Source organism: Streptomyces sp. NPDC001914, from assembly GCF_042891215.1.
In the GTDB taxonomy this organism is placed as follows: domain Bacteria; phylum Actinomycetota; class Actinomycetes; order Streptomycetales; family Streptomycetaceae; genus Streptomyces.
This window is the reverse complement of sequence record NZ_JBIASW010000013.1, coordinates 186,689-209,007: the sequence shown is the minus strand read 5'-3', so window position 1 is coordinate 209,007 and position 22,319 is coordinate 186,689. Positions and strand designations below refer to the sequence as shown.

The 22,319-nt window shown below is 73.5% G+C and carries 20 protein-coding genes and 1 tRNA gene; 6 read left to right on the top strand and 15 right to left on the bottom strand.

The features are described from left to right. Nucleotides 1–120: 120 nt before the first annotated feature. The 4 genes from ACFYYF_RS31060 to ACFYYF_RS31045 all read right to left on the bottom strand — a co-directional run bounded on the left by ACFYYF_RS31060 (nt 121) and on the right by ACFYYF_RS31045 (nt 4,714). Complete coding sequence (locus ACFYYF_RS31060; protein ID WP_388780801.1) at nt 121–1,884, bottom strand: AMP-binding protein; 1,764 nt, start codon at nt 1,882–1,884, stop codon at nt 121–123. A gap of 109 nt (nt 1,885–1,993) precedes the next feature. Further along, nucleotides 1,994–2,464 carry a DUF3592 domain-containing protein gene (locus ACFYYF_RS31055; RefSeq protein ID WP_388780800.1) on the bottom strand — a complete coding sequence of 157 codons (471 nt, stop codon included), beginning with the start codon at nt 2,462–2,464 and terminating at the stop codon, nt 1,994–1,996. Between the two features lie 147 nt (nt 2,465–2,611). Continuing rightward, nucleotides 2,612–3,265, bottom strand: coding sequence for a lytic polysaccharide monooxygenase (locus ACFYYF_RS31050; RefSeq protein WP_388780799.1), 654 nt, complete (start codon nt 3,263–3,265; stop codon nt 2,612–2,614). Nucleotides 3,266–3,592: 327 nt separating this feature from the next. Then, entirely contained in the window at nt 3,593–4,714 is a 1,122-nt protein-coding gene (locus ACFYYF_RS31045) for an SPFH domain-containing protein (protein ID WP_361681663.1), read from the bottom strand. A gap of 45 nt (nt 4,715–4,759) precedes the next feature. Between ACFYYF_RS31045 and ACFYYF_RS31040 the strand changes: the two genes are divergently transcribed. Continuing rightward, a complete protein-coding gene (locus ACFYYF_RS31040) occupies nt 4,760–4,990 on the top strand; it encodes a hypothetical protein (RefSeq protein ID WP_388780798.1) in 231 nt (76 codons plus the stop codon). A 162-nt stretch (nt 4,991–5,152) separates the two neighbouring features. Here the strand turns inward: ACFYYF_RS31040 and ACFYYF_RS31035 are convergent, their stop codons facing one another. Further along, nucleotides 5,153–6,493, bottom strand: coding sequence for a peptidoglycan-binding protein (locus ACFYYF_RS31035; protein WP_388780797.1), 1,341 nt, complete (start codon nt 6,491–6,493; stop codon nt 5,153–5,155). Between the two features lie 184 nt (nt 6,494–6,677). Between ACFYYF_RS31035 and ACFYYF_RS31030 the strand changes: the two genes are divergently transcribed. After that, a tRNA-Lys gene (locus ACFYYF_RS31030) sits at nt 6,678–6,751 on the top strand. Nucleotides 6,752–7,334: 583 nt separating this feature from the next. On the opposite strand, the gene ACFYYF_RS31025 is transcribed toward ACFYYF_RS31030, so the two are convergent. The 5 genes from ACFYYF_RS31025 to ACFYYF_RS31005 form a co-directional block, all read right to left on the bottom strand. Further along, nucleotides 7,335–8,000, bottom strand: a complete 666-nt coding sequence (locus tag ACFYYF_RS31025; protein ID WP_388780796.1) for a class F sortase — start codon at nt 7,998–8,000, stop codon at nt 7,335–7,337. A 1-nt stretch (nt 8,001) separates the two neighbouring features. Further along, the gene (locus tag ACFYYF_RS31020; protein WP_388780795.1) at nt 8,002–8,556 is read right to left on the bottom strand and encodes a hypothetical protein; all 555 of its coding nucleotides are present in this window, start codon (nt 8,554–8,556) and stop codon (nt 8,002–8,004) included. 234 nt (nt 8,557–8,790) lie between these two features. Beyond that, nucleotides 8,791–9,570 (bottom strand): HAD-IIA family hydrolase, encoded by a 780-nt coding sequence (locus tag ACFYYF_RS31015; protein ID WP_361681648.1) that lies wholly within the window; start codon nt 9,568–9,570, stop codon nt 8,791–8,793. 127 nt (nt 9,571–9,697) lie between these two features. After that, a complete protein-coding gene (locus ACFYYF_RS31010; RefSeq protein ID WP_388780794.1) occupies nt 9,698–10,585 on the bottom strand; it encodes a hypothetical protein in 888 nt (295 codons plus the stop codon). 798 nt (nt 10,586–11,383) lie between these two features. Continuing rightward, nucleotides 11,384–12,517 carry an ROK family protein gene (locus ACFYYF_RS31005; protein ID WP_388780793.1) on the bottom strand — a complete coding sequence of 378 codons (1,134 nt, stop codon included), beginning with the start codon at nt 12,515–12,517 and terminating at the stop codon, nt 11,384–11,386. A gap of 287 nt (nt 12,518–12,804) precedes the next feature. On the opposite strand from ACFYYF_RS31005, the gene ACFYYF_RS31000 reads away from it, so the two are divergent. Together ACFYYF_RS31000 and ACFYYF_RS30995 are read left to right on the top strand one after the other, a co-directional pair. Then, nucleotides 12,805–13,896: a Gfo/Idh/MocA family oxidoreductase gene (locus ACFYYF_RS31000; protein ID WP_388780792.1), complete on the top strand. Its 1,092-nt coding sequence runs from the start codon at nt 12,805–12,807 to the stop codon at nt 13,894–13,896. Further along, a complete protein-coding gene (locus ACFYYF_RS30995; protein WP_365484493.1) occupies nt 13,893–14,363 on the top strand; it encodes a heme-degrading domain-containing protein in 471 nt (156 codons plus the stop codon). Before ACFYYF_RS31000 ends, ACFYYF_RS30995 begins: the two co-directional genes overlap by 4 nt. Nucleotides 14,364–14,731: 368 nt before the next feature. On the opposite strand, the gene ACFYYF_RS30990 is transcribed toward ACFYYF_RS30995, so the two are convergent. From ACFYYF_RS30990 to ACFYYF_RS30975, 4 genes are all read right to left on the bottom strand, one after another. Next, the gene (locus ACFYYF_RS30990) at nt 14,732–15,589 is read right to left on the bottom strand and encodes a fumarylacetoacetate hydrolase family protein (RefSeq protein WP_388780791.1); all 858 of its coding nucleotides are present in this window, start codon (nt 15,587–15,589) and stop codon (nt 14,732–14,734) included. Nucleotides 15,590–15,727: 138 nt separating this feature from the next. After that, complete coding sequence (locus tag ACFYYF_RS30985; protein WP_365484637.1) at nt 15,728–16,504, bottom strand: YidC/Oxa1 family membrane protein insertase; 777 nt, start codon at nt 16,502–16,504, stop codon at nt 15,728–15,730. A 169-nt stretch (nt 16,505–16,673) separates the two neighbouring features. Next, the gene (locus ACFYYF_RS30980) at nt 16,674–16,982 is read right to left on the bottom strand and encodes a DUF6412 domain-containing protein (protein ID WP_361681630.1); all 309 of its coding nucleotides are present in this window, start codon (nt 16,980–16,982) and stop codon (nt 16,674–16,676) included. 109 nt (nt 16,983–17,091) lie between these two features. Continuing rightward, nucleotides 17,092–17,664 (bottom strand): winged helix-turn-helix transcriptional regulator, encoded by a 573-nt coding sequence (locus tag ACFYYF_RS30975; RefSeq protein ID WP_388780790.1) that lies wholly within the window; start codon nt 17,662–17,664, stop codon nt 17,092–17,094. Between the two features lie 246 nt (nt 17,665–17,910). Here ACFYYF_RS30975 and ACFYYF_RS30970 point away from each other — a divergent pair, with 246 nt between their 5' ends. Further along, nucleotides 17,911–19,374, top strand: a complete 1,464-nt coding sequence (locus ACFYYF_RS30970) for an MFS transporter (RefSeq protein WP_388780789.1) — start codon at nt 17,911–17,913, stop codon at nt 19,372–19,374. A 172-nt stretch (nt 19,375–19,546) separates the two neighbouring features. Here ACFYYF_RS30970 and ACFYYF_RS30965 read toward each other — a convergent pair whose 3' ends face one another. Continuing rightward, complete coding sequence (locus tag ACFYYF_RS30965; protein WP_388780788.1) at nt 19,547–20,374, bottom strand: class E sortase; 828 nt, start codon at nt 20,372–20,374, stop codon at nt 19,547–19,549. A 297-nt stretch (nt 20,375–20,671) separates the two neighbouring features. On the opposite strand from ACFYYF_RS30965, the gene ACFYYF_RS30960 reads away from it, so the two are divergent. After that, nucleotides 20,672–22,147: a beta-1,6-galactanase gene (locus ACFYYF_RS30960; protein ID WP_388780787.1), complete on the top strand. Its 1,476-nt coding sequence runs from the start codon at nt 20,672–20,674 to the stop codon at nt 22,145–22,147. The last annotated feature ends 172 nt before the right edge of the window (nt 22,148–22,319 follow it).

The window sequence follows — 22,319 nt, the reverse complement described above, 5'->3', positions numbered from 1 at the left end:
CGCCTCGCCCCGGACCGTCCGGACGAAGGTCACCGGCCCCCGGACCTGTACGAGTACCAGGCCCCGGGACCAGGCCCGCTCGAGTACCGCTGGAGCGCGGGCCCCGGGCGGGCCCGGCGGCTACCGCGTCAGCAGTTCCTGCCGCCCGTGCGCGCGGTACCGGGCCACGAGCCCGTCCACGTCCGCCGCCGTGAGTCTCCGGTACGTCCGCTCGCCCGGGGGCCGCCACCACACCGGGTCGGCACAGCGGAAGCCCTCGCGCCGCAGCGCCACCCGGTGGATCTTGTTGGTGGCGGTCACGGGCATCCGCTCCGCGATCCGCAGGAACCGGGGCGCCATCTTCGTGCCCAGATCCGGCTGGGCGAGCAGGAACGCGGCGAAGGGCGAGGGACCGAAGCGGGCGCCCTCCTTCAGGGCCAGGGTCGCCATCACCTGGTCGCCCGCCACCGGATCCGGCACGGCGTAGACCGCGACGGCCGCGGCGTCCTCGTACCGCGCGAGGATGTTCTCGATCATCGCGGCGGCGAGGTTCTCGCTGTCGACGCGCAGCCGGTCGTCGGCGCGTCCGGCGAAATAAAGGAAACCGTCGGCGTCGCGATAGAAGAGGTCACCGGTCCAGTACCAGTCCTCACCCGCTCCCCCTTCCTCGCCCGCTCCCCCTTCCTGCCCCCTCCCCTCCCCCGGCTTCTCGGGATCCCACCGCTCCCCCGCTTCCACCGGCCCCGGCGACGCCCCCCGGCGCCGGGCCGCCTCGGCCTCGGGATTGCGCCAGTACCCCTCGAAGAGGCTGGCGCCCCGATTCACCAACTCCCCTATCGCAGCTTCGCCGTTGAGCAGCCTGCCGTCCCCGGCGAAGACCGCCGGCGGGCATTCGTGCCCGGTGGCCGGGTCGATCACCGCGAGGTCGTCCGCGGGCGCCGCCCGGCCGATCGCCCCGGCCGGGGTGCCAGGCGTGCGCTGGACGGCGGCGCCGCCCTCGGAGGAGCCGTAGCCCTCGACGAGCCGGGCCCCGAAGCGCTTCTCGAAGGCGGCCGCGTCGACCGCCCCGGCCTCCGTCCCGAACCCCAGGCGCAGCGGGTTGTCGCGGTCGTCGGGGCGGGCGGGCGTGGCCAGCAGGTACTGCACGGCACGGCCGACATAGGTGAAGTACGTGGCCCCACAGGCCCGTACGTCGGGCAGGAACCCGGAGGCCGAGAAGCGGCGGCGCAGGGCGATCCCCGCACCGGCCGCCAGCGCGGGGGCCCAGTCGGCGATCACCGCGTTGCCGTGGAACATCGGCATGCAGATGTAGTGGGTGTCGTCCGCGCGCACCCCGAAGTGGTCGACGAGCGAGCGTCCGGCCGCGGCGATCCTGCCCTGGGTGCAGATCGCGGCCTTGGGCGCTCCGGTCGAACCGGAGGTGAAGAGCAGCAGGAAGCGGCTGTCCGGACCGGCCCCGCGGTCGTCCGGTGTGGCGCCCTCGTACGCCTTCAGGAGTTCGGCGTAGGCGTCCGTGCCGGTCACCAGGACGTGCAGGCCGGGGAGTTCGAGTCCGTCGAGGAGCGGCAGGTGCGCCCGCTCGGTGACCAGGACCCGGCACTCGGTGTGCAGGATGTCCCGGGCCAGTTCGGGTCCGCGCCGGGTCGGGTTGATCCCGGCGACCGCGGCACCGGCGAGGGCGGCCGCCCCCAACCACAGTGGATATTCGGGGGTGTTGTCGAGCAGCACCCCCACGTGCGGCTCCGCTCCCGGCGGGAGCATCTCGGCGAGCAGTGCCGCGCGGGCCGCCGCGCCCGCCGCGACCTGGTGATGGCTGATGGCCCCGCCCTCGAAGCACAGCCCCGGCCGGTGGTCACCCCACCGCTCCCGCACGAGCTCCCCGACGGCGCGCCTGCTGGATCCCATGAGCCGTACGGTAATTGACGACCCGTCAGATGAGGAGAGGCGTGCACACCTTCCGGGCCCGACCGGGGCAGGACACCCGGCAGGCACCCAGCAGGCACGGCGACCGTTCCTACACCCCGCCGAACAACCCGTCGATGCCCGAGGACACCTGGTGGTAGGTGATCATGAAGCCGATGCAGCAGGTGACGATCACACCGAAGAACACCAGCATGCCGAAGGTGCCCACGGCCGCCCTGGCCTGGCTCGGCGGCTGCGCCGTGGCCTTCTCCGGGTGCGCGGCGGTGTAGTACACGGGGACGATGTCCCCGTCGACGACCGTCGCGGGGCCGTGGGCCTCCTCGAAGCGGATCGCACGGCCCTCACGCGTCGTGAACTCGTAGACGTGGTGCAGGGTCGTCGAGACGGAGGTGTCGTTGGCACCCCCGCTGACCGTCGTGTACGAGCGCAGGCAGCGCGCCTCCGCGGTCAGTCCGCTGCTCCAGGCGCTGCGCAGCTCCAGCGAGCGGCGCACGATGCCGGCCGCCGCCAGCAGCACCACGACGATGATCAGGCTGGGTATGGCATAGAAGATCACACTCATGACGGTCCCCCGGTGGTCGATGTCGTTCCCCGCACGCCGACTTGGTCGAGTCGGCGTGCGGGGAACATACCCGCACCGGTGGCACCCGCGCCTCAAAAAAGCCTCAGAACTCAGGCGCCAGGGGCTCGGAACCCGGGCTCCCGGGCCTCAGAACGTGACGTCCGCGCAGGAGTAGAACGCGTTCGTCGTGTCCGCGACCGTCCACACCCCGAGGATGATGTGGTGTCCGGTCCTGCCCCCGGGCAGCGTGCCGGTGTGCGTGAGCGTGGACGGGGGGCGCTGTCCGTTGTAGGGGACCGTCAGGAACGGGGTGGTCTCCAGGTCCGCGCGGGTCAGCGCGTGGTTCTGGTTCCAGCCGGTCTTGGTGACGAAGTACTTGAAGTCGGTGGTCGCGTGCATCGCGGTGAACTGCCAGCGGAAGGTGTAGGTCTGGCCCGCGGTGACCTTGGTCGTCGGCCAGGCCGTGCCCGCGGGGGTCCTGGGCTGGTCGAGCTGGCCGAAGTTGGTGTGGCCCGCGGAGCAGATCTGCCCGTCGGCCGGGCCCGCCGCCGGGAAGCCCTTGAGGCCCTCGACGCTCTGCGGCTCCCATTGGATGTCACCGCAGTTGGCCACGGTGCCGCCGTTCGCGGCGCACATCTTCTGCCTGCTGAGGGGCTGGTCGGTGTAGCCGTGGGCGCTGGCTCCGCCGGCGGAGAGCACGAAGGTGCCCGCCGTCGCGAGGCCGAGCGCCGCCGCGTACATCTTGGCCTTGCGGCCGGTGCGGGACCGGCCGGTGCGGAGGTGGTTCGTCCGTGTGCGCATGCTGACGCTCCTGGAGGACGTGGGGGATGTTCCCGTGAGCTGTGCGCGCGAATTTCAGGTCTAGACCAAGTGTCAGATTATTGCGGGTAGTTGAACATGTCCATACCAATAGCGAACCTGTCCGCCCCACCGGGCAGGCCGGTCCGGCCCCCACACGGCAGACCGGCCCGGCCCCCACACGGCAGACCGGCCCGGCCCCACACGGCGGCCCGTCCGGACCTCACTCGGCGGCCCGTCCGGACCTCACTCGGCAGCGCGTCCGGGCCCGCCCGGCGCACCCGTCCACGCCACCCTCGCGGTCCGGGTCCGGGGCCCCGCACGGCCGCCCTACGAGGAGACCTCCCCACGCCCCGTGCAGAACGCCACCGTCAAGTCCTTGACCAGTGCCTTGCGTTCGTAGTCGTCCAGCTCGACCAGCCCGCGCAGGGTCAGCCGGGTCACCGTGTCCTCGACCGAGTCGACGACCGAGCCGAGCACGCTGTCGCGGTGCTGGGCGTCCAGGGCCGCGATCCGCCGGCGCTGCATCACCGCGGCGATCTCCGGCGCGTACTCGATCCGGGTCGGCTGCGCGGAGAACACCTCCAGGCCGACGGGAGCCGTGTCCGCGGCCACCATCCGGGTCAGCGCCTCGCCGACCGCGTCCGTGTTGCGCAGGGTCAGATCCCTGATCACGGCGGGCGGAAGCTCGGCGGGAAGCTGGGAGAGCACCCGCGAGAGGGCCGCCTCCACGCATTCGCGCAGATACGTCCGGTGGTCGTCGACCGCGAGCGTGGCCCGCGCGGTGTCCTTGACGCGCCACACGACCAGCACGACCACCCGCAGTTCGACCCCGTTCGCGTCGACCACGGACATCGGCTCGCTGCGCCAGTGCCGCAGCCGTACGTCGACCCGGCGGCGGAGCACCAGCGGGTTGACCCACATCAGCCCCGTGCGCCGGACGGTGCCGCGGTAGCGCCCGAACAGACCGAGCACCCAGGCCCGCCCGGTCCGGCCGCGGGCGAGACCGCCGAAGCCGAACAGCGCGAGCGCGCCCGCCCCGGCGTACGCGGCCCACTGGGCGGGCCCGAGCGCGGCGCCCGCGTGCCCGTGGAGCTCCAGCGCCGCCAGGACGGACGGCGGCAGCAGGCCCGCCCACCAGGTGGTGAGGGCACATCCGGCCACACCACAGGTCCCGGCCAGCACACCCGCCGCGCCCGGCAGCACCCGTGCGGGCCGTTCCACCAGCTCGGGGTCGACCTCCGGCACCGGGCGCGCGGGCCGGCCGGACGCGGGCCGCCGGATCCTCGGCTGCTCCCCGGTGCCGCGCCGACGGCCCACGACGGCGGGCGCGAGCGGCATGGACACCGGGTCGGGGTCGTCGCGGAAGAGGAGATGGACGGGGATCTCGGTGGTGGCCTCGTTGTGAATGAGCCGGGCGCCCCGGTGCCCACCGGCACCCTCGCCCCCCACGTCGGACCGGTGAACGCCGACGCCCGCGGGCCCCGCGTCGGAACGGTGACCGCCATCCCCGGCCACCGCGTCGGACCGAAGACCACCGCCACCCGCAACCCCTGTGTGGGACCGGTGACCGTCGCCCCCGGCCACCGCGCCGAACTGGTGGCCGCCGACCCCCGCGGGCCCGGTGTCGGACGGGTGACCGTCGCCCCCGGCCACCGCGTCGGACCGGTGGGCGGGGCCGCCCGCAGCCCCCGTGTCGGACCGGTGGCCGTCGTCCCCGACCGCTAGGTCGGACCGGTGACCGTGGCCCCTTCCCCCCACCCCGGACCGGGGTTCCGTCGGAGCCGGCGCTCCCTCGGGCTCCGGGCTGTCTGACGTCGTCGTACTCATAGCTGCCTCCATGCCTCCGCGCCTGGAAGTGTGTTCACGAGCCGTGGGGAACCCGGCCGCTCAGGAGAAGAGCCGCCGCCAGGTCTCCGGTCCCGGATAGCCGTCCGCCGCCCCGCCACGCCAGCCCTGGGCCCGCTGGAACGCCTCGACGTTGCGCCGGTCCGCCTCGCCCCAGCGCGGCCCGGGACCGGACGTGTAGTGCTTGCCGAACCCCTTCTTGACGAGCTGCCTTCCCAGCTCCGTCACATGGGCGTCGTTCGCCCCGGGCCGGAACACCGCGCGCCCGGGATAGCCGGGCACGGCGTGCGAGGAACCCGGGCCGGCCGTCACGGCCGGGATGTTCCTGCCCTTCTTGCCGACCAGGTACGACCAGGTCTTCGGCCCCGGCAGCCCGTCCGCGTCGGCCCCCTTCCAGCCCTGCGCGCGCTGGAAGGCCTGCGTGGCCCGCCGGTCCGCGGCCGACCAGCGCGGGCCCGGTCCCTTGGTGTAGAAACGGCGCCCTCCCCGGTCCACCAGGAGGCGGCCGAGCTGGGTGACGTACGCGTTGTCCGCACCGGTCCCGAAGTACGCGACCCCCGGAAAGCGGGTCGACGTGGACGGCGGCGGACCGCCCGCGCCCTCCGTGATCCCCCGGTAGCGATAGGGCACGTAGCGGTCCGAGTTCGTCCAGTACGCGTACGGGGTGGACTGCTTCCTGGCGCGCGGCGGAGCCTGCTCGTAGGCCACGTACTGCGTGTGCGTGTAGTCCGTCCAGCCGCCGAAGATGACGACGTGCGAGCCCTTCTCGGGGTTGTCGGGGTTGTGGAAGAGCAGGATGTCGCCGGGCTGGAGCCGGTCCCGGGTGATCCGCACCCCGAAGCTGTCGAGGCTGCCGGTCCATTCGTTGCCCGCCAGGTTCCAGGCCATCGACACGAAGCCGGAGCAGTCCTGCCGGTATCCGTCCCGCCAGTAGTCGTCCATGCTGTACGGCACCCGCGCGTCGATCCAGGTCTTGGCCCGGCTGATGATCGCGGCCCGCGTGGTCGTGGGTCCCCGGACCGCCTTGCCCGGTCTGACGGGCAGCGCGGGCTTCCCCGCCGGACCGTGCAGGGGCGCCCGGTGGCCCTGGGGGGTCTCGTCGTGCCCGTCGGTCGGGGGAACGCCCGGCCGGGCGGGTGCGTGCACGGCGGCGACCGCGGGCACCGCGCCGAGGACGGTTCCCGCGGTGGCGGCCAGAGCGAACGCCACGGGGCGCCGCGCCATCCCCGCGAGGCCGAGGACATGTGCGCGGGCCGCCGGATGGCCCAGCGGGCCGGACGGCCCGAGCCGTGAGGAGAAGGGCAGCACGCGCCGCCAGTGAACACATCCGGGGCAATCGCAGTCACTCGCGGGATCGACTTCCTCGAACACCGGAGTTCTCATGTGACGCCCCTCACACTCCAGATTGAAATGTCCGCAATTCTGCACGTTCGTCAGTTTCTCAACTGACATCCGGAGCCGCACGCTGACGGTCCGAATGATGTACGGGACCACCCCGACCTGCCCCGGAGCCACCGGCCTGGTCGGGAGCACTCCCGCGGGTCGGGTAGAGTTTTCCTGTCAGCAGGCGCCGCTAGCTCAGTTGGTTAGAGCAGCTGACTCTTAATCAGCGGGTCCGGGGTTCGAGTCCCTGGCGGCGCACCGACCGAAGGGCCCCCTCGTGATGAACGAGGGGGCCCTTCGTCATGTCCGGCGGACTTGGCGTCAAACAGTCTAGGAACCGCAGCGCTCATCCGTTCTAGGGTGGCTTCAAGTGGGCTTGGCATCAGGCCCGTTGCTCCGGCCCGGCCGCGTCACTCCGATCGGCGGGCCCCGAACCTCCCGCGCCGGCGCCGGGCTACTCCCGCAGCCCGTGCGCGCGTGGTCGAGGACCAGCCCGGTCGGCGGCGTCGGGGGAGCCGGCCGTCGACCGGGCCCGGTACCACCCGCTCCCGACCCGCCCCCATCGAGCACCCGCAGTCGAGATCCGGCGCAAGGGGCCGGACAGGCCACCACGACGCACCCGCACCCGGCAACGCACGGAAGGGGCCGTGCCGGTACATCGATGGCCGTCGCCACTAACGGTCACGGCTCTGCCCAACAGCGACGGCCTGATGCACCGGCACGGCCCCGACCCACCCACCGGCGGAACCCGCGACGCCCACCGGCCGAACCGCGACGCCCTGCCCCGATCGCCCGCCCCTGCGGAACCACCCCCGCGGGCACCCGCCTGACCCCGGGCGCCCTACACCCCGCTCCCCGTGAGATACGCCGAGACGACCACGTTCGCCGTATAGCTGCCGTCGGACCGGTCGAAGGTTCCGCCGCAGGTGATCAGCCTCAGCTCGGCCCGCCCCGCCTGCCGGGCGCCGTAAGCCTGCCGGGCGTCGAAATGGTCGCGCGGCAGCACCTGGACGTCGTCCACGGTGAACTCGGCGACCGTCCCGTCGTCGCGGGTGACCCGGACGGTGTCGCCGGGCTTGACCGTGCTGAGCCGGTAGAAGACCGCGGGCCGGGTCTCGGTGTCGACGTGGCCGACCATGAGCGCCGCCCCGGCGGCCCCCGGCCTCGCCCCCGCCGCGTACCAGGCGACGACTCCCGGCTGGTCGAACGGCGGCGGATCGACGGCGCCCCGCCCGTCGAGCCCGCGGGCCACGACGGGAGCCTGCACCCCCATCGAGGGGATGTCGACGCGCTGCGGCCGGGCGCCGCCGAGGGGCCTGAGCGCGGGAGGCAGCCGCACCTCCGGCGGCCGGCCGACGGCCGCGATGTCCCCGGTGGTCGGTGACGACGTCCCCAGCCGCACGTCCGTCACCTGACGCCCCCACAGCCACAGCCCGAGCAGCAGGACCAGCCATGCCACACCGGTCAGCAGCCGCCCGGTGCCGGGGGAACGCTCCCGTTCGGCCATGTCAGTCGCGGCCGTCGTCGCCCCGGCGGGCGCTGCGGACCGCCACGGCGATCGCGGCGGCGGTGGCGAGGACCAGCCCGACCACGGCCTGCCGGGTGCCGGGTCCGGCCGCGTGCGCGTCGTCCCCCGCGGCGAGCGTGGCGGTTCCGCCGCCGCCCGCGTTCACGGGCGCGACCGGTGAGGCGGGCGTCACCACGCTCGGCGAGGCGTCGGCGGCCGGGACGGTGAGGACGCCCTTGACCCGGTCGCGGTGACCGTCGCAGTCGACCTGGATGCCATAGTTGCCGGGGCGCAGCGCGGTACGGACGCGGGTGTCACCGACGAGTCCGCCTCCGCCCCCGCCGGTCAGCCGCGCGTCCGAGACGAACGCGTCCGAGACGGCGCTGCCCGTGCGCCCGGCGCAGCCCATGGCCCGCAGCCGGATGTCGCTTCCGGCGGCCGGGTACGCCGGATTCACGGAGACACCGGCCGGCCCCGCGTCGGCCGCGTACGCGGCGGGCGTGAACGCGGCCGCGACCACCGCCCCGGCGCAGAGAGTGAGTCGCTTTGAGCGCATCGTGAAACCTCCAGACAACTGGAGACTCCCCTCCGCGGCGGTGGCCCGCATCTCCAGGCGGCCACCGCTGCTCCGTACGGGTCCCTGCGCACCGCTCCGGGTTTGGAACCGGCCCGATCCGCTCGGGCACACGCGTCGGGCCCCGGACCCGCTCGCCGCTGCCGGACGCCGGGGAACCAGGGCCTCGCAGGTGTGGTCCCCCGCCGGACGCCCGGACCGGTGGCTCAGACGCGCTCAGACGCGGTCGACGAGGTCCGCGATCGAGTCGACGATCTTCGAGGGCCGGTAGGGGTAGCGCTCGATCTCCTCCGGCGTGGTCAGCCCGGTCAGGACGAGGAAGGTCTGCATCCCCGCCTCCAGACCGGCCAGCACGTCGGTGTCCATGCGGTCGCCGATCATCGCGCTGGACTCGGAGTGCGCGCCGATGTGGTTCAGGCCGGTCCGCATCATCAGCGGATTCGGCTTGCCCGCGAAGTACGGCTGCTTGCCGGTGGCCTTGGTGATCAGCGCGGCGACCGCCCCGGTGGCCGGCAGCGGGCCCTCGGTGGACGGGCCGGTCTCGTCCGGGTTGGTCGCGATGAACCGGGCGCCGCCCTTGATCAGCCGGACCGCCTTGGTCATGGCCTCGAAGGAGTACGTACGGGTCTCGCCGAGGACCACGTAGTCCGGTTCGTGGTCGGTCAGGACGTACCCGATGTCGTGCAGCGCGGTGGTCAGACCCGCTTCGCCGATGACGTACGCCGTGCCGCCGGGCCGCTGGTCGTCCAGGAACTTCGCGGTGGCGAGGGCGGAGGTCCAGATGTTCTCGACCGGGACGTCCAGGCCCATGCGGTTGAGCCGCGCGTGCAGGTCGCGCGCGGTGTAGATGGAGTTGTTGGTCAGGACCAGGAAGGGCTTCCCGGACTCCCGCAGCTTCTTGATGAAGGCGTCGGCGCCGGGGATGGGCACGCCTTCGTGGATGAGGACACCGTCCATGTCGGTGAGCCACGAATCGATCGGCTTGCGCTCTGACATGTGCTGGGTCTCCTGCCGTCCTGGCGTGCGTACGCCCTCGAACCGGGGGTGCCGGAACGACGCTGTGCCGACGCGCCCAGCCTAGTCAGGGCGGTCCCGGTCCCGGCCGGGTCCCCGCGTCCGGGGGTCAGCGCCGGCGCGGACGCATCCAGCGGGCCAGGGCGAACAGTCCGGCTCCGACGGCGACGAGGGCGAGCGCGAGGGCGGCCAGTGCGGGCCGGTTCGGCCGGTCGGGGCCGGTGCTGGCCAGTGCGTCGGCGGCCGGCGCCGTCGTACCGGTTCCGGCGGTGGTCCCGCTGTCCGTGCCGGTACGGGCGGCGGCTCCGGGGTCCGTACCGGCGTCGGGACTCGCACCGGTGTCGGCACCGGTGTCCCCGGCACCGCCCTCGTCCTCGCCCGTGCCGGTCTCCTTGCCCGGATCCGCCTCCTGGCCCTCGACGGCGCCCTCGATCCGGAAGCGGTAGGCGTTCGACTCCCCCACCCAGTCGCCGTCGTCGTCGTGTTTCTGCACGACCGCGGCGTTCGCGACGACGGCGTTCGGGGCGCTCGCGCCGGAGGCCAGGGAGAGCCGCACCTTCACCGTGAGGGTGCGGCCGGGGGCGACGGTGAACCCGGGGAAGCCGTCGTCGAACGGTCCCACGTTCTCGTCCTCGTCGCTCCGCTCGAACCTCACCGCGTGGGCCCGCTCCCCCTCGTAGAACTCCAGCCGCGCCTGCTCCGGCCGCAGCGTCCGCTTCTCGTCCACGAGGACGACGACCGGATGGATCGCGCCGCAGGGGTGCGCCGTGGTGTTGGTGAGGTCGATGTACCAGGTCCCGGCGTCGCCGCCCGCTTCGTAGACGTTCGGACCGCCGTGGATCCGGGTCTTGATCGGGAAGTCTCGGGTGTCGGACGAGACGCAGTCCGGGCGGGCGTCCAGCGCCTGCGCCGGGGCCGGCGTGAACGTCACGAGGAGCGCGAGGGCGGTCGGGGCGAGGGCGGTCGGAGCGAGCGGATGAGACGTACGCAGTCGCATGGGAAGCCTTTGGCCGATCGGGAGGGGGCGTGGGTCGGTCACCGGGCAATGGCCCCGTGACCCTGCCACGCCGCACCCCCGCCGCCGGACCGCCATCCGGGGAGTCACCCCCGTTCGGCCCCGGAAGTCCCACCGTCCGGCGGCACCCGCCACCGAGGGGTCCCGGGCACGGGCCACACCGACCCGGCCGCACACCACGGACCCACCGACACCGAGTGCCCCCGAAGTCCCACCGTCCGGCGACACCCGCCACCGAGGGGTCCCGAGTACGGGCCACACCGACCCGACCGCACACCACGGACCCACCGACACCGGCCGGCTCCACCCTCCCTCGACCCGATCGGCAGCCCACCGCAGCCGGCGCGGGCGCCACCGGCAGGTCGGCCCCCACCATGCCCGAACAGCCTCCGCAGCCGGCGCGGGCCCCACAGGCAGTCGGCTCACTCGCCCCCTGGCAGCGCGGCGGCCTGCCGAACACGCCACAGAGCAGATCCGCCCCGGCCCCCTCAGCCCTCACGGCCCGACGAGCCTCCGCAGCCGACGCGGGCCCCACCGGCAGGTCGGCCCCACCATGCCCGACGAGCCTCCGCAGCCGACGCGGGCGCCACGGGCAGGTCGGCTCACTCGCCCCCCGCCAGCGCGGCCTGCCGGACACGCCGCAGAGCAGATCCGCCCCGGCCCCCTCAGCCCTCACGGCCCGACGAGCCTCCGCAGCCGGCGCGGGCGCCACCGGCAGGTCGGCCCCCTCGCCCCGACCGGCGCGGCACGGCGGACACGCCACACGCCGGATCGGCCCGTTCAGCCCTCCCCACGCCCGAACAGCGGAGCCAGGAGCAGTTGGGCCGCGCCCTCGGCCACCCCCCGTGCGCCGCCGGGAGCCACCCGGACCGGGACCGCCGCGCCGCCTCCCTCGCGCCGGGCGCGTTCCTCCAGTACGTCCCCGACGCCCCGGAGGAAGACCTCCTCGTGCGCCGCGACCGTGCGCCCGCCCAGCAGCACGAGGTCGATGTCGAGCAGCCCCACCAGGTTCGCCGCCCCGGCACCGAGGACCCGGGCCGCCTCGGCCACGGTCCCCCGGTCCACCGCCTCCAGGCACAGCACCTCGATGCACCCGCGGTTCCCGCACTCGCACAGCGGCCCGTCGAGCTGGATGACCTGGTGCCCGAACTCCCCGGCGCCCGTGCGGGCTCCCCGGTGCACGGCCCCGCCGATCACCAGCCCGGCCCCCAGTCCCGTACCCAGATGCAGATACGCGAAGGACCCGCCCCCGGCGCCGCCGGGGCCGGACCGGGCGCCGGCTCCCACCGCGACCCCGAGGGCCGCCGCGTTGGTGTCCTTGTCCACGACCACCGGCAGCCCGAGCCGCCCGGCCAGCGCGTCGCGCAGGGCGAACCCGTCCCACTCGGGGAAACCCGTCACCCGGTGCAGCACCCCCAGGGTGTGATCGAGCGGCCCCGGCAGCGCGACCCCCACCCCCAGCGGCGACACCTCGCCCAGCAGCGCCGCGACCTCCTCGGCCGCCCCCTCGACCACCGCGCCGGCCCCGGCGCCCAGGTCCAGCGGGGCGCGCCGCTCGGCCACCACGGCCCCGGTGAGATCACAGAGCACCGCGGTCAGCTCGTCCCGGTCGAGGTGCAGCCCGACCGCGTGCCCCGCGTCGGGGACGAGCCGCAGCACCGTACGGGGTTTGCCGCCCGTGGACGCGAGCCGCCCCGCCTCCGTCGCGAGGCCGTCCGCCCGCAGCCGCGCGGTGATCTTGCTGACGGCCTGCGGGGTCAGCCCGGTCCGCTCGGCGAGCTCCAGGCGGCTGATGCCGGAGGTCCCCGCCGTGCGCAGCAGATCGAGCACCAGCGCGGCGTTGTGACTGCGCAGGGCGGGCAGGTTCACCCCGGCCGCCCCGACCCCGACCCCGACACCCGGACCGACGCCCACGCCGACACCAGCACCGGACCCGGAACCGGGACCCGCACCCGCACCCGCACCCGCACCACCGTCGCCGTCGCCGTCGCCGTCGCCACACGGATTCCCGGAGACGCCCTGCCCCCCGAGGACGCCGGAGGCCCCGCCCCCACGCCGGTCCGCGAGAACTCCCGAGGTCCGGGGTACACCTGGATTCCCGGGGCTTCCCTGCTGCCCGGCCCCACCCGCACTGGTCCTGTTCACCTCGCCATTGTCCCCCGCGCTTGCACTTTGGCAACAGCGTTGCGAAAGTAGGACGCATGACAGGCATGACTGGTACTGGTACGCCCCTTCGCGTGGGTCTCGTCGGCTACGGCCTCGCGGGTTCCGTCTTCCACGCCCCGCTGATCGCCACCACCGAGGGGCTGACCCTCGACACCGTCGTCACCTCGAGCCCGGAGCGCCAGGCACAGGCCCGCGCCGAGTTCGGCGACGGACTCCGCTTCGCCGCCACCCCGGACGAACTGCTGGCCCGCGCCGACGAACTCGACCTGATCGTCATCGCGTCCCCGAACAAGACCCACGTCCCGATCGCGACCGAGGCCCTGAAGGCCGGCCTCCCCGTGGTCGTGGACAAGCCCATCGCCGGTACGGCGGCCGAGGCCCGCGAGCTGGCCGCCCTGGCCGACGAGCGCGGCCTGCTGCTCTCCGTCTTCCAGAACCGCCGCTGGGACAACGACTTCCTGACCCTGCGCAAGCTGTTCGCCGACGGCGAGCTGGGCGACATCTGGCGCTTCGAGTCCCGTTTCGAGCGCTGGCGTCCGCAGCCGAAGGGCGGCTGGCGCGAGTCCGGCGACCCGGCCGAGATCGGCGGTCTGCTCTACGACCTCGGCAGCCACCTCGTCGACCAGGCGCTCGTCCTCTTCGGCCCCGCCGCCTCGGTGTACGCGGAGTCGGACGCCCGCCGTCCGGGCGCGCTGACCGACGACGACACGTTCATCGCGATCACGCACCGGAACGGGGTCCGCTCCCACCTCTACGCGACCGCGACGACCGCCCAGCTCGGCCCGCGTTTCCGCGTCCTCGGCTCGCAGGCGGGTTACGTCAAGTACGGCCTGGACCCCCAGGAGGCCGACCTGCGCGACGGCAAGCGCCCCGGCGCCGGCGCCGAGTGGGGTGTCGAGCCGGAGGCCCTGTGGGGCCGCGTCGGCTCCGGCGAGTCCCCGCTGACCGGTGGCGGCCGTCCCGAGCCGACGGTCCCGGGCACGTACCCGGCGTACTACGCGGCCGTCGCCGCCGCCATCCGCGACGGCGCCCCGAACCCGGTCACCGCCCACGAGGCCGCCGCCGCCCTCGACGTCCTGGAAGCGGCCCGCCGCTCCGCCCGCGAGTCCGTGGTGGTGTCCCTGTGAACGCGTCCGCACCGGAGATCGCCGACCTGGAGGAGCAGGAGCGGCGGCTGACGCTCCAGCGCTTCACCCACGACGACGCCTGGGCGCTCGGCACCCTTCTCGTCGAGCTCGCCCGTGAGCGCGAGGCACCCGTGGCCATCGACATCCGCCGCGGCGGCCAGCAGCTCTTCCACGCGGCGCTGCCGGGTTCCACCCCGGACAACGACGCCTGGATCGACCGCAAGCGGCGTGTCGTCGAGCGGTACGGGTGCTCCTCGCTGCTGGTCGGCTCGCGCTTCCGCGCCAAGGGCACGACCTTCGAGGACTCCTCACGCCTCGACCCCGACACGTACGCGGCCCACGGCGGCGCGTTCCCGATCACCGTGACGGGCGCCGGAGTCATCGGCACCGTGGTGGTCTCCGGCCTCCCCCAGGTCGAGGACCACAAGATGGTCGTAGAGGCCCTGGAACAGTTCCTGGCCGAGTAGCCCCCAGTTCCTCGCGCCCCGCAAGGGGCGCGAGGACCGGCGCAAGCAACACGAGGCCCCCGCCAGGGGCGCGAGGACCGGCGCGAGCACCCGAGGGCCCCGTAAGGGGCGCGGGGAACGGCGCGAGCAACCACGACGCACCGGCACCCGACAACGCACGACCGAGCCCCGTAAGGGGCGCGGGGAACTGCGCGGCCAGCCACAACACACCCGCGGAGAACCACGCACAGCACAGCCCCGTCAGGGGCGCGAGGAACGGCGCGACCAGCCACAACACACCCGCACCCGCACCCGCACCCGCAAAGGCGCCCCCGCCCGAAACGGCACCCGCACCGAAGCGAACCCCACCCGCGACCCAAGCGGAGCGCTCACGCGTTGGCGAGCGACTGCCGCTGCCTCCCCAGCCCCTCGATCTCCAGCTCCACGACATCCCCCGCCCGCAGATACGGCTTCGGCTCGGGCCGGCCGAGCGCCACCCCGGCGGGCGTGCCGGTGTTGATGACATCCCCCGGGTACAGGGTCATGAACTGGCTGACGTACCGGACGACCTCCGCGACCGGGAAGATCTGCTCGGCCGTCGTCCCGTCCTGCTTGAGCTCCCCGTTCACCCAGAGCCGCAGCGACAGCGCCTGCGGGTCCGGGACCTCGTCCGCCGTCACCAGCCAGGGGCCCAGCGGGTTGAACGTCTCGCAGTTCTTGCCCTTGTCCCAGGTCCCGCCGCGCTCGATCTGGAACTCCCGCTCGGAGACGTCGTGCGCCACCGCGTACCCGGCGACATGCGCGAGCGCCTGCTCCCCGGACTCCAGATAGCGGGCGGTACGGCCGATGACGACGGCCAGCTCGACCTCCCAGTCGGTCTTCACCGATCCGCGCGGCACGAGGACCGTGTCGTTCGGCCCGACCACGGTGTCCGGCGCCTTGAAGAAGATCACCGGCTCGGTGGGCGGCTCGGCCCCGGTCTCGCGGGCGTGGTCGTGGTAGTTCAGCCCGATGCACACGACCTTGCCGATGCGGGCCAGCGGCGGTCCCACGCGCAGCCCGTCCGCGTCCAGCGCCGGCAGCTCACCGGCCGCCGCCGCGGACCGGATCCGGCCGAGCGCCGCGTCGTCGGCGAGCAGCGCCCCGTCGATGTCGGCGACAAGGCCCGACAGATCCCGCAGGGTCCCCTCGGCGTCGAGCAGCGCGGGCCGCTCCGACCCGGACGTGCCGACTCGCAGCAGCTTCATGGTCACCATCTCCCTCGGTCGCGGGCCGTCGTCCGACGGGTGCGGCCGTCGGAGGACCGTGCGATCCTCCAAGCTGACCGTCCAGTCCGCAAGACCCCGTTCACGGACTGGACCCGCCCGACGTCTGCCGAAGCGCCGTCAGGCGAGAGCCGCGGCCGCGGGCGCCGCCCCCGGCATGTCGCGGTAGAGCACCGCCCGCTCCACCGCGCTCCAGGTCGCGCTGGTCACGACGTACAGGGCGGCGGCCAGCGGCACCACGGCCACGGTGAACAGCGTGAAGAAGGACATGAACGGCATGATCTTGCCGACCGAGGCGAGCGCCGTCGCGGTCGCCTGCTCGGTCTCGCTCCGACCCTCGGCCTGGGCGTCACCGGCCGGAGCCGCGGCGGCGGTCATCCGCTTCGTACGCACGTAGTTGAACCCGGCGACGGCCGTGACGACGGCGAAGAGCCCCAGGTAGACGAGACCGGCCGGTCCGAAGAGCCCGCCGTCGCCGAGCGCGTCCGCCCAGCGGTCCCCGAGCGGCGCGGCGAACAGCTTGTGCCCGAGCAGGGTGTTGGCCTCGCCGCCGATCGTCGAGCTGGAGAACAGGTGGTAGAGGAGGAAGAAGGCCGGCATCTGGAGCAGGCTGGGCAGACAGCCGGAGAGCGGCGACACCTTCTCCTCGGCGTGCAGCTCCATCAGCGCCTTCTGGAACTTCTCGCGGTCCTTGCCGTGCTCCTTCTTCAGCTCGGCGATCCGCGGCTGGAGCGCCGCGCGCGCCCGCTGCCCACGCGCCGAGGCCCGTGACAGCGGGTGCACGAGCAGTCGTACGAGCGCTGTGAACAGGACGATCGCCGCGGCGGCCGCCGACGCGTGGAACAGCGGCTGGAGCAGGTCGGCCAGGTGCTCGACCAGGTGCGCGAAAAGGGACATGAACGTGGACATGCGTGAGCCCTCCGGGGGTCTCGTCGTGCCGGGAGTACGGAATGCGGCATGACGACCCGCGCGGGTCACCCGGGACGGAGTACCACTCGGGGTGAGTCACCGGGAGTGGCGAGCCACCTCGGGTGGACGGTCACCGGGGTGGAGGAAAAAGGGTGCCCTACGCGGTCGCCGGGAGGGCGTGTCCGGGCGCCCGGGGGCGCGGCCGTCCACTGGCGTCGGGATCGCGTTGCGGCAGGAAGGCCGTGCGGCGGTCGCGGTCGCGGATGGCCGTACGGACCCGGGTGGGCGGCACGACGGGCGCGCAGCGCGCCACGATGAGGGAGCACGCGGCGAACGCGGACCCGGCCGCGGCCGTCGCGGCGACCGCGACGGTGGCGGTGAGGCTGCCCGTGTCGAGCAGGGCGACCTCGAGGAGCAGGAGCAGCAGTACGGCGGCGGGGCGGGCGTCGGCCCAGGTCCGGATCATCGACCGCTCCTCCTCTCGTACGTGGTGCGCGTGTTCCTTCGTTCGTTATACAGGATGGTTCCGGACCAACCGCCCCGGATCGGCTGCGGAATCGGTCACGGGAAGCGGGTCAGGCGTCCGGCGCGGCCTGCTCGGCGGACACGGCCGCCGGCGGTTTGCGCGGGTCCGTGTCGACGGGCTCCAGCAGCCGCCTCGGCGCGAGCAGGGCCCGGCTGACCGGATCCGCCGGGTCCCGGTCGAGGCCGGGGCCCGGTGTCATCTCGACGTCCGGGACGGGCACGACCAGCGCGCAGCGGGGGCATTCGCCGTACGGGCCGAGTTCCGTGCCGCAGTCTGCGTGCCGGAAGTAGCGCAGGCGGCTCTCGCCGAAGTGCTCCCGACCCCACAGGCCGAGGGAGCGCAGGGTGGGCCACAGGGCGACACCGCGGTCGGTCAGGACGTACTCGTCACGCGGCGGCGACTCCTGGTAGCGGCGCTTCTCCAGGATCCCCTCGGCGGTGAGCGCCTGGAGCCGGGCGGCGAGCACGGCCCGCGGGATGCCGAGGTGCACGAGGAAGTCGTTGTACCGCCGCACTCCGTAGAGCGCGTCGCGGATGACCAGAAGCGTCCAGCGCTCGCCGACGACCTCCAGCGCGCGGGCGATCGAGCACTCCTGTGTCGCGTAGTCCTTGCCCAGAGCCATGACCCCACTGTAGCCACTTTCCGACAGGTCGGTTCATTGAGTGAACCTGGGTGGTAACGTTTCACGTCTCCCAAAGGTTCAATGAATGAACCTGAGAGTGAACCCGAGAGCACCGGACGGGACCGTCCGCCCCGCTCGACCGAATGAACCAACCGACCCGACCGAACCGACCGAACCGACCGACCCGACCGAACCGACCGAACCGACCGAACCGACTGACCCGACCCAGGGAAGCGAAGGCAGGCCATGACCCGGCTCGACCGGCCCGACACCATCCGCACCCAGCCCGCGCGCGCCACCGGCGCCCCTCTAGCGGCTCCGGCCTCACCGACCACCCAGGCCCCTACGGCCACACCGGCCCCTCGGGCCGACAGCGCTCCACGGGCCACCTCGACCCTCGCCCTCACCAGCGCCGCCACCGCCGTGGCCCTGATGACGTACACGGCCCCGATGGTCACGCTCCCCGACACCGCGGCCGCGCTGCACACCTCGGTCTCCGCCCAGGCCTGGCTGCTCAACGGCACCCCGCTGGGTCTGGCCGCGCTGCTCCTGGTCGCGGGCAGCCTCGCGGACGACTACGGCCGCCGCCGGATCTTCCTGGCCGGCACCGTCGCCCTCGGCCTCACCACCGCCCTCGGCGCGCTGGCGAGCTCCACCTGGCTGTTCACCCTGGCCCGCATCGCGCAGGGCGCGGCGAGCGCGGCGATCCTCGCGAGCAGCCTGGGCCTGATCGTGCACGCCTTCCCGACCGCGCGCGGGCGGCTGCACGCGACGGGGGTGTGGGGCGCGTTCGTCAGCGGCGGCATCGCGGCGGGCCCGCTCCTCGCGGGGGCGATAGCCGGCTGGGACTGGCGGATGGCGTACGCCGTCCTGGGCGCCGCCGCCCTGGTCGTCGCCCTCCTCGGGACCCGCGCGCTGACCGAGTCCCGCGCACCGCGGGGCGGCAGGCCCGACCTCGCCGGGGCGCTGACCTTCGGACTCGCGCTGGTGTCCCTGGTGGCGGCGCTGACGCTCGGCCGCGACGGCTGGCTGCGCGCACCGGTCGGCCTCCTGCTGGCCGCGTTCCTCGTCCTGATGGCCGTGTTCGTCGCCGTCGAACGCCGCAGCGGGACGCCCATGATCGACCTGGGCCTGCTCCGGCACCGCCGCTTCCTCGCCTCGTCGGCGGGCGGGCTCTTCACGGGCCTCGCGGTGATCGGCCTGTTCAGCTTCCTGCCGGCGCTGCTCCAGCGGGCGCTCGGGATGTCCGCCATGGACACGGCGTGGCTGTTCCTGCTGTGGTCCGGGCTCGCCTTCACGGTCGCCCTCCAGGCCCGCCGTCTCGCCGGCCGGGTCTCGCACCGCCATCAGCTCGCCCTCGGTTTCGCGCTGCACGCGGCCGGCGTCCTCACGATGCTCGGCGCGATCGGCTCGGGCTCCTGGGTCCGCCTGCTGCCGGCCTTCGTGCTCTCCGGGGTGGGCAGCGGCCTGCTGAACGCCGCGCTGCCCCTGCTGGCCGTCGAATCCGTGCCCGCGACCCGCGCGGCGATGGGCTCGGGCGCCCAGCAGACGTTCCGCTACATCGGCTCGTGCGCCGGGGTCGCCCTCACGATCGCCCTGGTCACCTCCAGCGGTGGGCCGGCACACGGCGCGAACATCGCGATCATCGTGTCGGCGGCGCTGGCCGCCGTGGCCGCGGCGAGCGTTCTGGCCCTGCGGGACCGGGCGTGAGCCGGGCGCACCTGGCGGGGCCGGCGCTCGTCGGCGACGGAGCGCGCGTTCGTCAGCGGGCGCGACGGGCGAAGCTCACGCTCGTCCGCGGCTCGGCCCGGCGCGCCCGACCGGCGAAGCCCGGGCACGTCAGCGGCGGGGCCCGGCGCGCCGGTGGCGAAGCCTGCGTTCGTCAGCGGGGCCGCATGGAGGTGAGCGTCCCCCACACCGCCATGCGGTACCGCGAGGTGTACTCGGGGGTGCACGTGGTGAGCGTGATGTAGTACCCGGGCTGCGTGTACCCGTACGACGGCCGGACGAGGCTGCGCGGCACCGGGCGGATCACCCCGACGTCCCGCGCGGAGGTCTGAGACAGCGTCCGGTCGACGGTGTACGTGTACACGGCGGCCTTGGTCTCGACGGTGATCGTGTCACCGCGCCGGAGTCTCGGCAGGTACCGGAACGGCTCCCCGTGCGTGTTCCGGTGCCCGGCGAGCGCGAAGTTCCCGGCCTGGCCCGGCTGCTGGGTGCCCTTGTAGTGGCCGACGTACCCCTTGTTCAGGACGCCCGCCTTGCTGACGCCCTCCGCGACCGGCACCCGCAGGGAGAGCCGCGGAATGCGGAGGACGGCGTAGGCCTGCGACCAACGGGGCCGCTTCTGGGAGCTGTTGACCGCGGACCCGGACGGGGAGTCGCGCCCCGACCGCCCGGCGCCGCCCTTCCCGGCACCTTCGTCACCGCCCCCGGTCCCACCCGTACCGGAACCGACTCCGGTGTCGCCCCCGGATTCGGCACCGGAGTCGCTCCCGGGGGCCGGGGTCCCCCACTCCCGCTCCAGCGCCTGCACCTTGCGCTCGGCGCCGTGCCTGGCCTGCCGGTTGGTCCACCACAGCTGGTGCGCCACCAGGAGGAGCAGCACCACTCCGACGGTGACGAGCACCTCGGCACCGCTCAGGACCGCTCGCCGGTACGCGGCCCGCCGTCGCCGCGTGCCGTGGTGCACGACCCCCGGAGCCCGCATGCGTACGCCTCCTTCGCCGGGCGCACGATAGGCGTCACCCCGCCAACTCTCCAGCCCCGTAACGCTCCTGGAGGTTTCCCGGCTTCCTCCACCGGTTTTAGAAAGGGCTGTCACAACTCTCGACAACCCCAGGCGCCACACCCGATGCTTCCTGATGGCATCAGCCGGACGGCATCAGTGGGACGGGCAAGCGCCGGGGGAACCAACCGGCGACCGAGTTCGAAGTCGAGTCGACAGCCACGGCCAACTCCACTGCAGGACAAGCGGGTTGCGCCGAGACGGACGGAGGAGCCAGCCATGATCCGACGCAGAACACTGCTGGGCGCCGCGGGCGGCGCGGTCCTCGGCGGCGCCCTGGCGACCGGCACGGCCCGCGCGGACGCCACGATCGCCGTGAACCCGGCGACGACGTACGGGAAATGGGAGGGCTGGGGCACCTCCCTGGCATGGTGGGCAAACGTCTTCGGCGCCCGCGACGACTTCGCCGACCTCTTCTTCACCACCGGATCGACGACGTACAACGGCGTTTCGCGCCCGGGTCTCGGACTGACCATCGCCCGTTACAACCTGGGCGCGTGCAGCTGGAACAGCGTGGGCGGCGAGACCATGACCGCGTCCGCCAACATCCCCTCCTTCAAGCAGATCGAGGGCTACTGGCAGGACTGGAACAACGAGGACCCGACGTCCTCGGCCTGGAAGTGGACGGCGGACGCCACCCAGCGCGCCGCCCTGACCAAGGCGACGGCACGCGGTGCGAGCAGTGAGCTGTTCGCCAACTCGCCGATGTGGTGGATGTGTCTGAACCACAACCCGTCGGGCGCGTCCGGGGGCGGCAACAACCTCCAGTCCTGGAACTACCGCCAGCACGCCTCCCACCTCGCGGCGGTCGCCCTCTACGCCAGGACGAACTGGGGGGTGAACTTCGCCACCGTCGAGGCGTTCAACGAGCCCTCCTCCAACTGGTGGACGTCCACCGGCACCCAGGAGGGCTGCCACGTGGACGCGGCCGTCCAGTCGGCCGTACTCCCCTACCTGCGAAGCGAGCTGGACAGGCGCGGTCTGACGGCCACCAGGATCTCCGCGTCCGACGAGACCAGCTACGACCTGGCCCGTACGACGTGGAATTCCTTCGGCTCGGCCACCAAGGCCCTGGTCAACCGGGTCAACGTGCACGGCTACCAGGGTTCGGGCGGCCGCCGGGACCTCTTGTACACGGACGTCGTGACATCGTCCGGCAAGGCCCTGTGGAACTCCGAGTACGGCGACGGGGACGGCACCGGCCTCACCCTGGCGAGCAACCTCCTCCTCGACTTCCGCTGGCTGCACCCGACGGCCTGGGTCTACTGGCAGGTGATGGACCCCACGGCGGGCTGGGGCATGATCAAGTACGACGCGAGCACCCTGACGGCCGGCGCGGTCGAGACGAAGCTGTACGTGATGGCCCAGTTCAGCCGCCACATCCGCCCGGGCATGACGATCGTGGACACGGGCGTGGACTACGCGGTGGCGGCGTACGACGCGACGGCCAGGCGCCTGGTGATCGTCGCGGCGAACAAGGCCACGTCCGCCCAGACCCTGACCTTCGACCTCTCCCGCTTCACCACGGTCTCCGGCGGCACGGGCGGCCTGGTCCCCCGCTGGAACACCCTGACCTCCGGCACCGGCGACCTCTACACCGCCCACTCGGACACCTACCTGAACGGCAGGTCCGTGGCGCTCCCGTTCCCGGCCGGGGCGGTGCAGACGTTGCAGGTGGACGGGGTGGTGGCGTGAGCCGGTTCTGAACGAACGAGGCGACCCGGCCCCGCCCACCACCCGACGCCGCACCCACCCGGCACCCCGGGGCTGCGCTCCCCCGTAGGCCCCCTCACCCACCCCGGACACCGGACCGGCACTCCCCGTCCCCGGCCTACGCACCCAGACCACCGGACCGGCACTCCCCGTC

Excerpts from the sequence above, each read along its gene's own strand:
- ACFYYF_RS31055 (WP_388780800.1), bottom strand. The coding sequence starts at position 2,464 with ATGAGTGTGATCTTCTATGCCATACCCAGCCTGATCATCGTCGTGGTG.
- ACFYYF_RS30970 (WP_388780789.1), top strand. The coding sequence starts at position 17,911 with ATGACCCGGCTCGACCGGCCCGACACCATCCGCACCCAGCCCGCGCGC.
- ACFYYF_RS30990 (WP_388780791.1), bottom strand. The coding sequence starts at position 15,589 with ATGAAGCTGCTGCGAGTCGGCACGTCCGGGTCGGAGCGGCCCGCGCTG.
- ACFYYF_RS31060 (WP_388780801.1), bottom strand. The coding sequence starts at position 1,884 with ATGGGATCCAGCAGGCGCGCCGTCGGGGAGCTCGTGCGGGAGCGGTGG.
- ACFYYF_RS31025 (WP_388780796.1), bottom strand. The coding sequence starts at position 8,000 with ATGGCCGAACGGGAGCGTTCCCCCGGCACCGGGCGGCTGCTGACCGGT.
- ACFYYF_RS30975 (WP_388780790.1), bottom strand. The coding sequence starts at position 17,664 with ATGGCTCTGGGCAAGGACTACGCGACACAGGAGTGCTCGATCGCCCGC.
- ACFYYF_RS31050 (WP_388780799.1), bottom strand. The coding sequence starts at position 3,265 with ATGCGCACACGGACGAACCACCTCCGCACCGGCCGGTCCCGCACCGGC.
- ACFYYF_RS30965 (WP_388780788.1), bottom strand. The coding sequence starts at position 20,374 with ATGCGGGCTCCGGGGGTCGTGCACCACGGCACGCGGCGACGGCGGGCC.
- ACFYYF_RS30960 (WP_388780787.1), top strand. The coding sequence starts at position 20,672 with ATGATCCGACGCAGAACACTGCTGGGCGCCGCGGGCGGCGCGGTCCTC.
- ACFYYF_RS30980 (WP_361681630.1), bottom strand. The coding sequence starts at position 16,982 with ATGATCCGGACCTGGGCCGACGCCCGCCCCGCCGCCGTACTGCTGCTC.
- ACFYYF_RS31000 (WP_388780792.1), top strand. The coding sequence starts at position 12,805 with ATGACAGGCATGACTGGTACTGGTACGCCCCTTCGCGTGGGTCTCGTC.
- ACFYYF_RS30985 (WP_365484637.1), bottom strand. The coding sequence starts at position 16,504 with ATGTCCCTTTTCGCGCACCTGGTCGAGCACCTGGCCGACCTGCTCCAG.
- ACFYYF_RS31020 (WP_388780795.1), bottom strand. The coding sequence starts at position 8,556 with ATGCGCTCAAAGCGACTCACTCTCTGCGCCGGGGCGGTGGTCGCGGCC.
- ACFYYF_RS31035 (WP_388780797.1), bottom strand. The coding sequence starts at position 6,493 with ATGAGAACTCCGGTGTTCGAGGAAGTCGATCCCGCGAGTGACTGCGAT.
- ACFYYF_RS31015 (WP_361681648.1), bottom strand. The coding sequence starts at position 9,570 with ATGTCAGAGCGCAAGCCGATCGATTCGTGGCTCACCGACATGGACGGT.
- ACFYYF_RS31010 (WP_388780794.1), bottom strand. The coding sequence starts at position 10,585 with ATGCGACTGCGTACGTCTCATCCGCTCGCTCCGACCGCCCTCGCCCCG.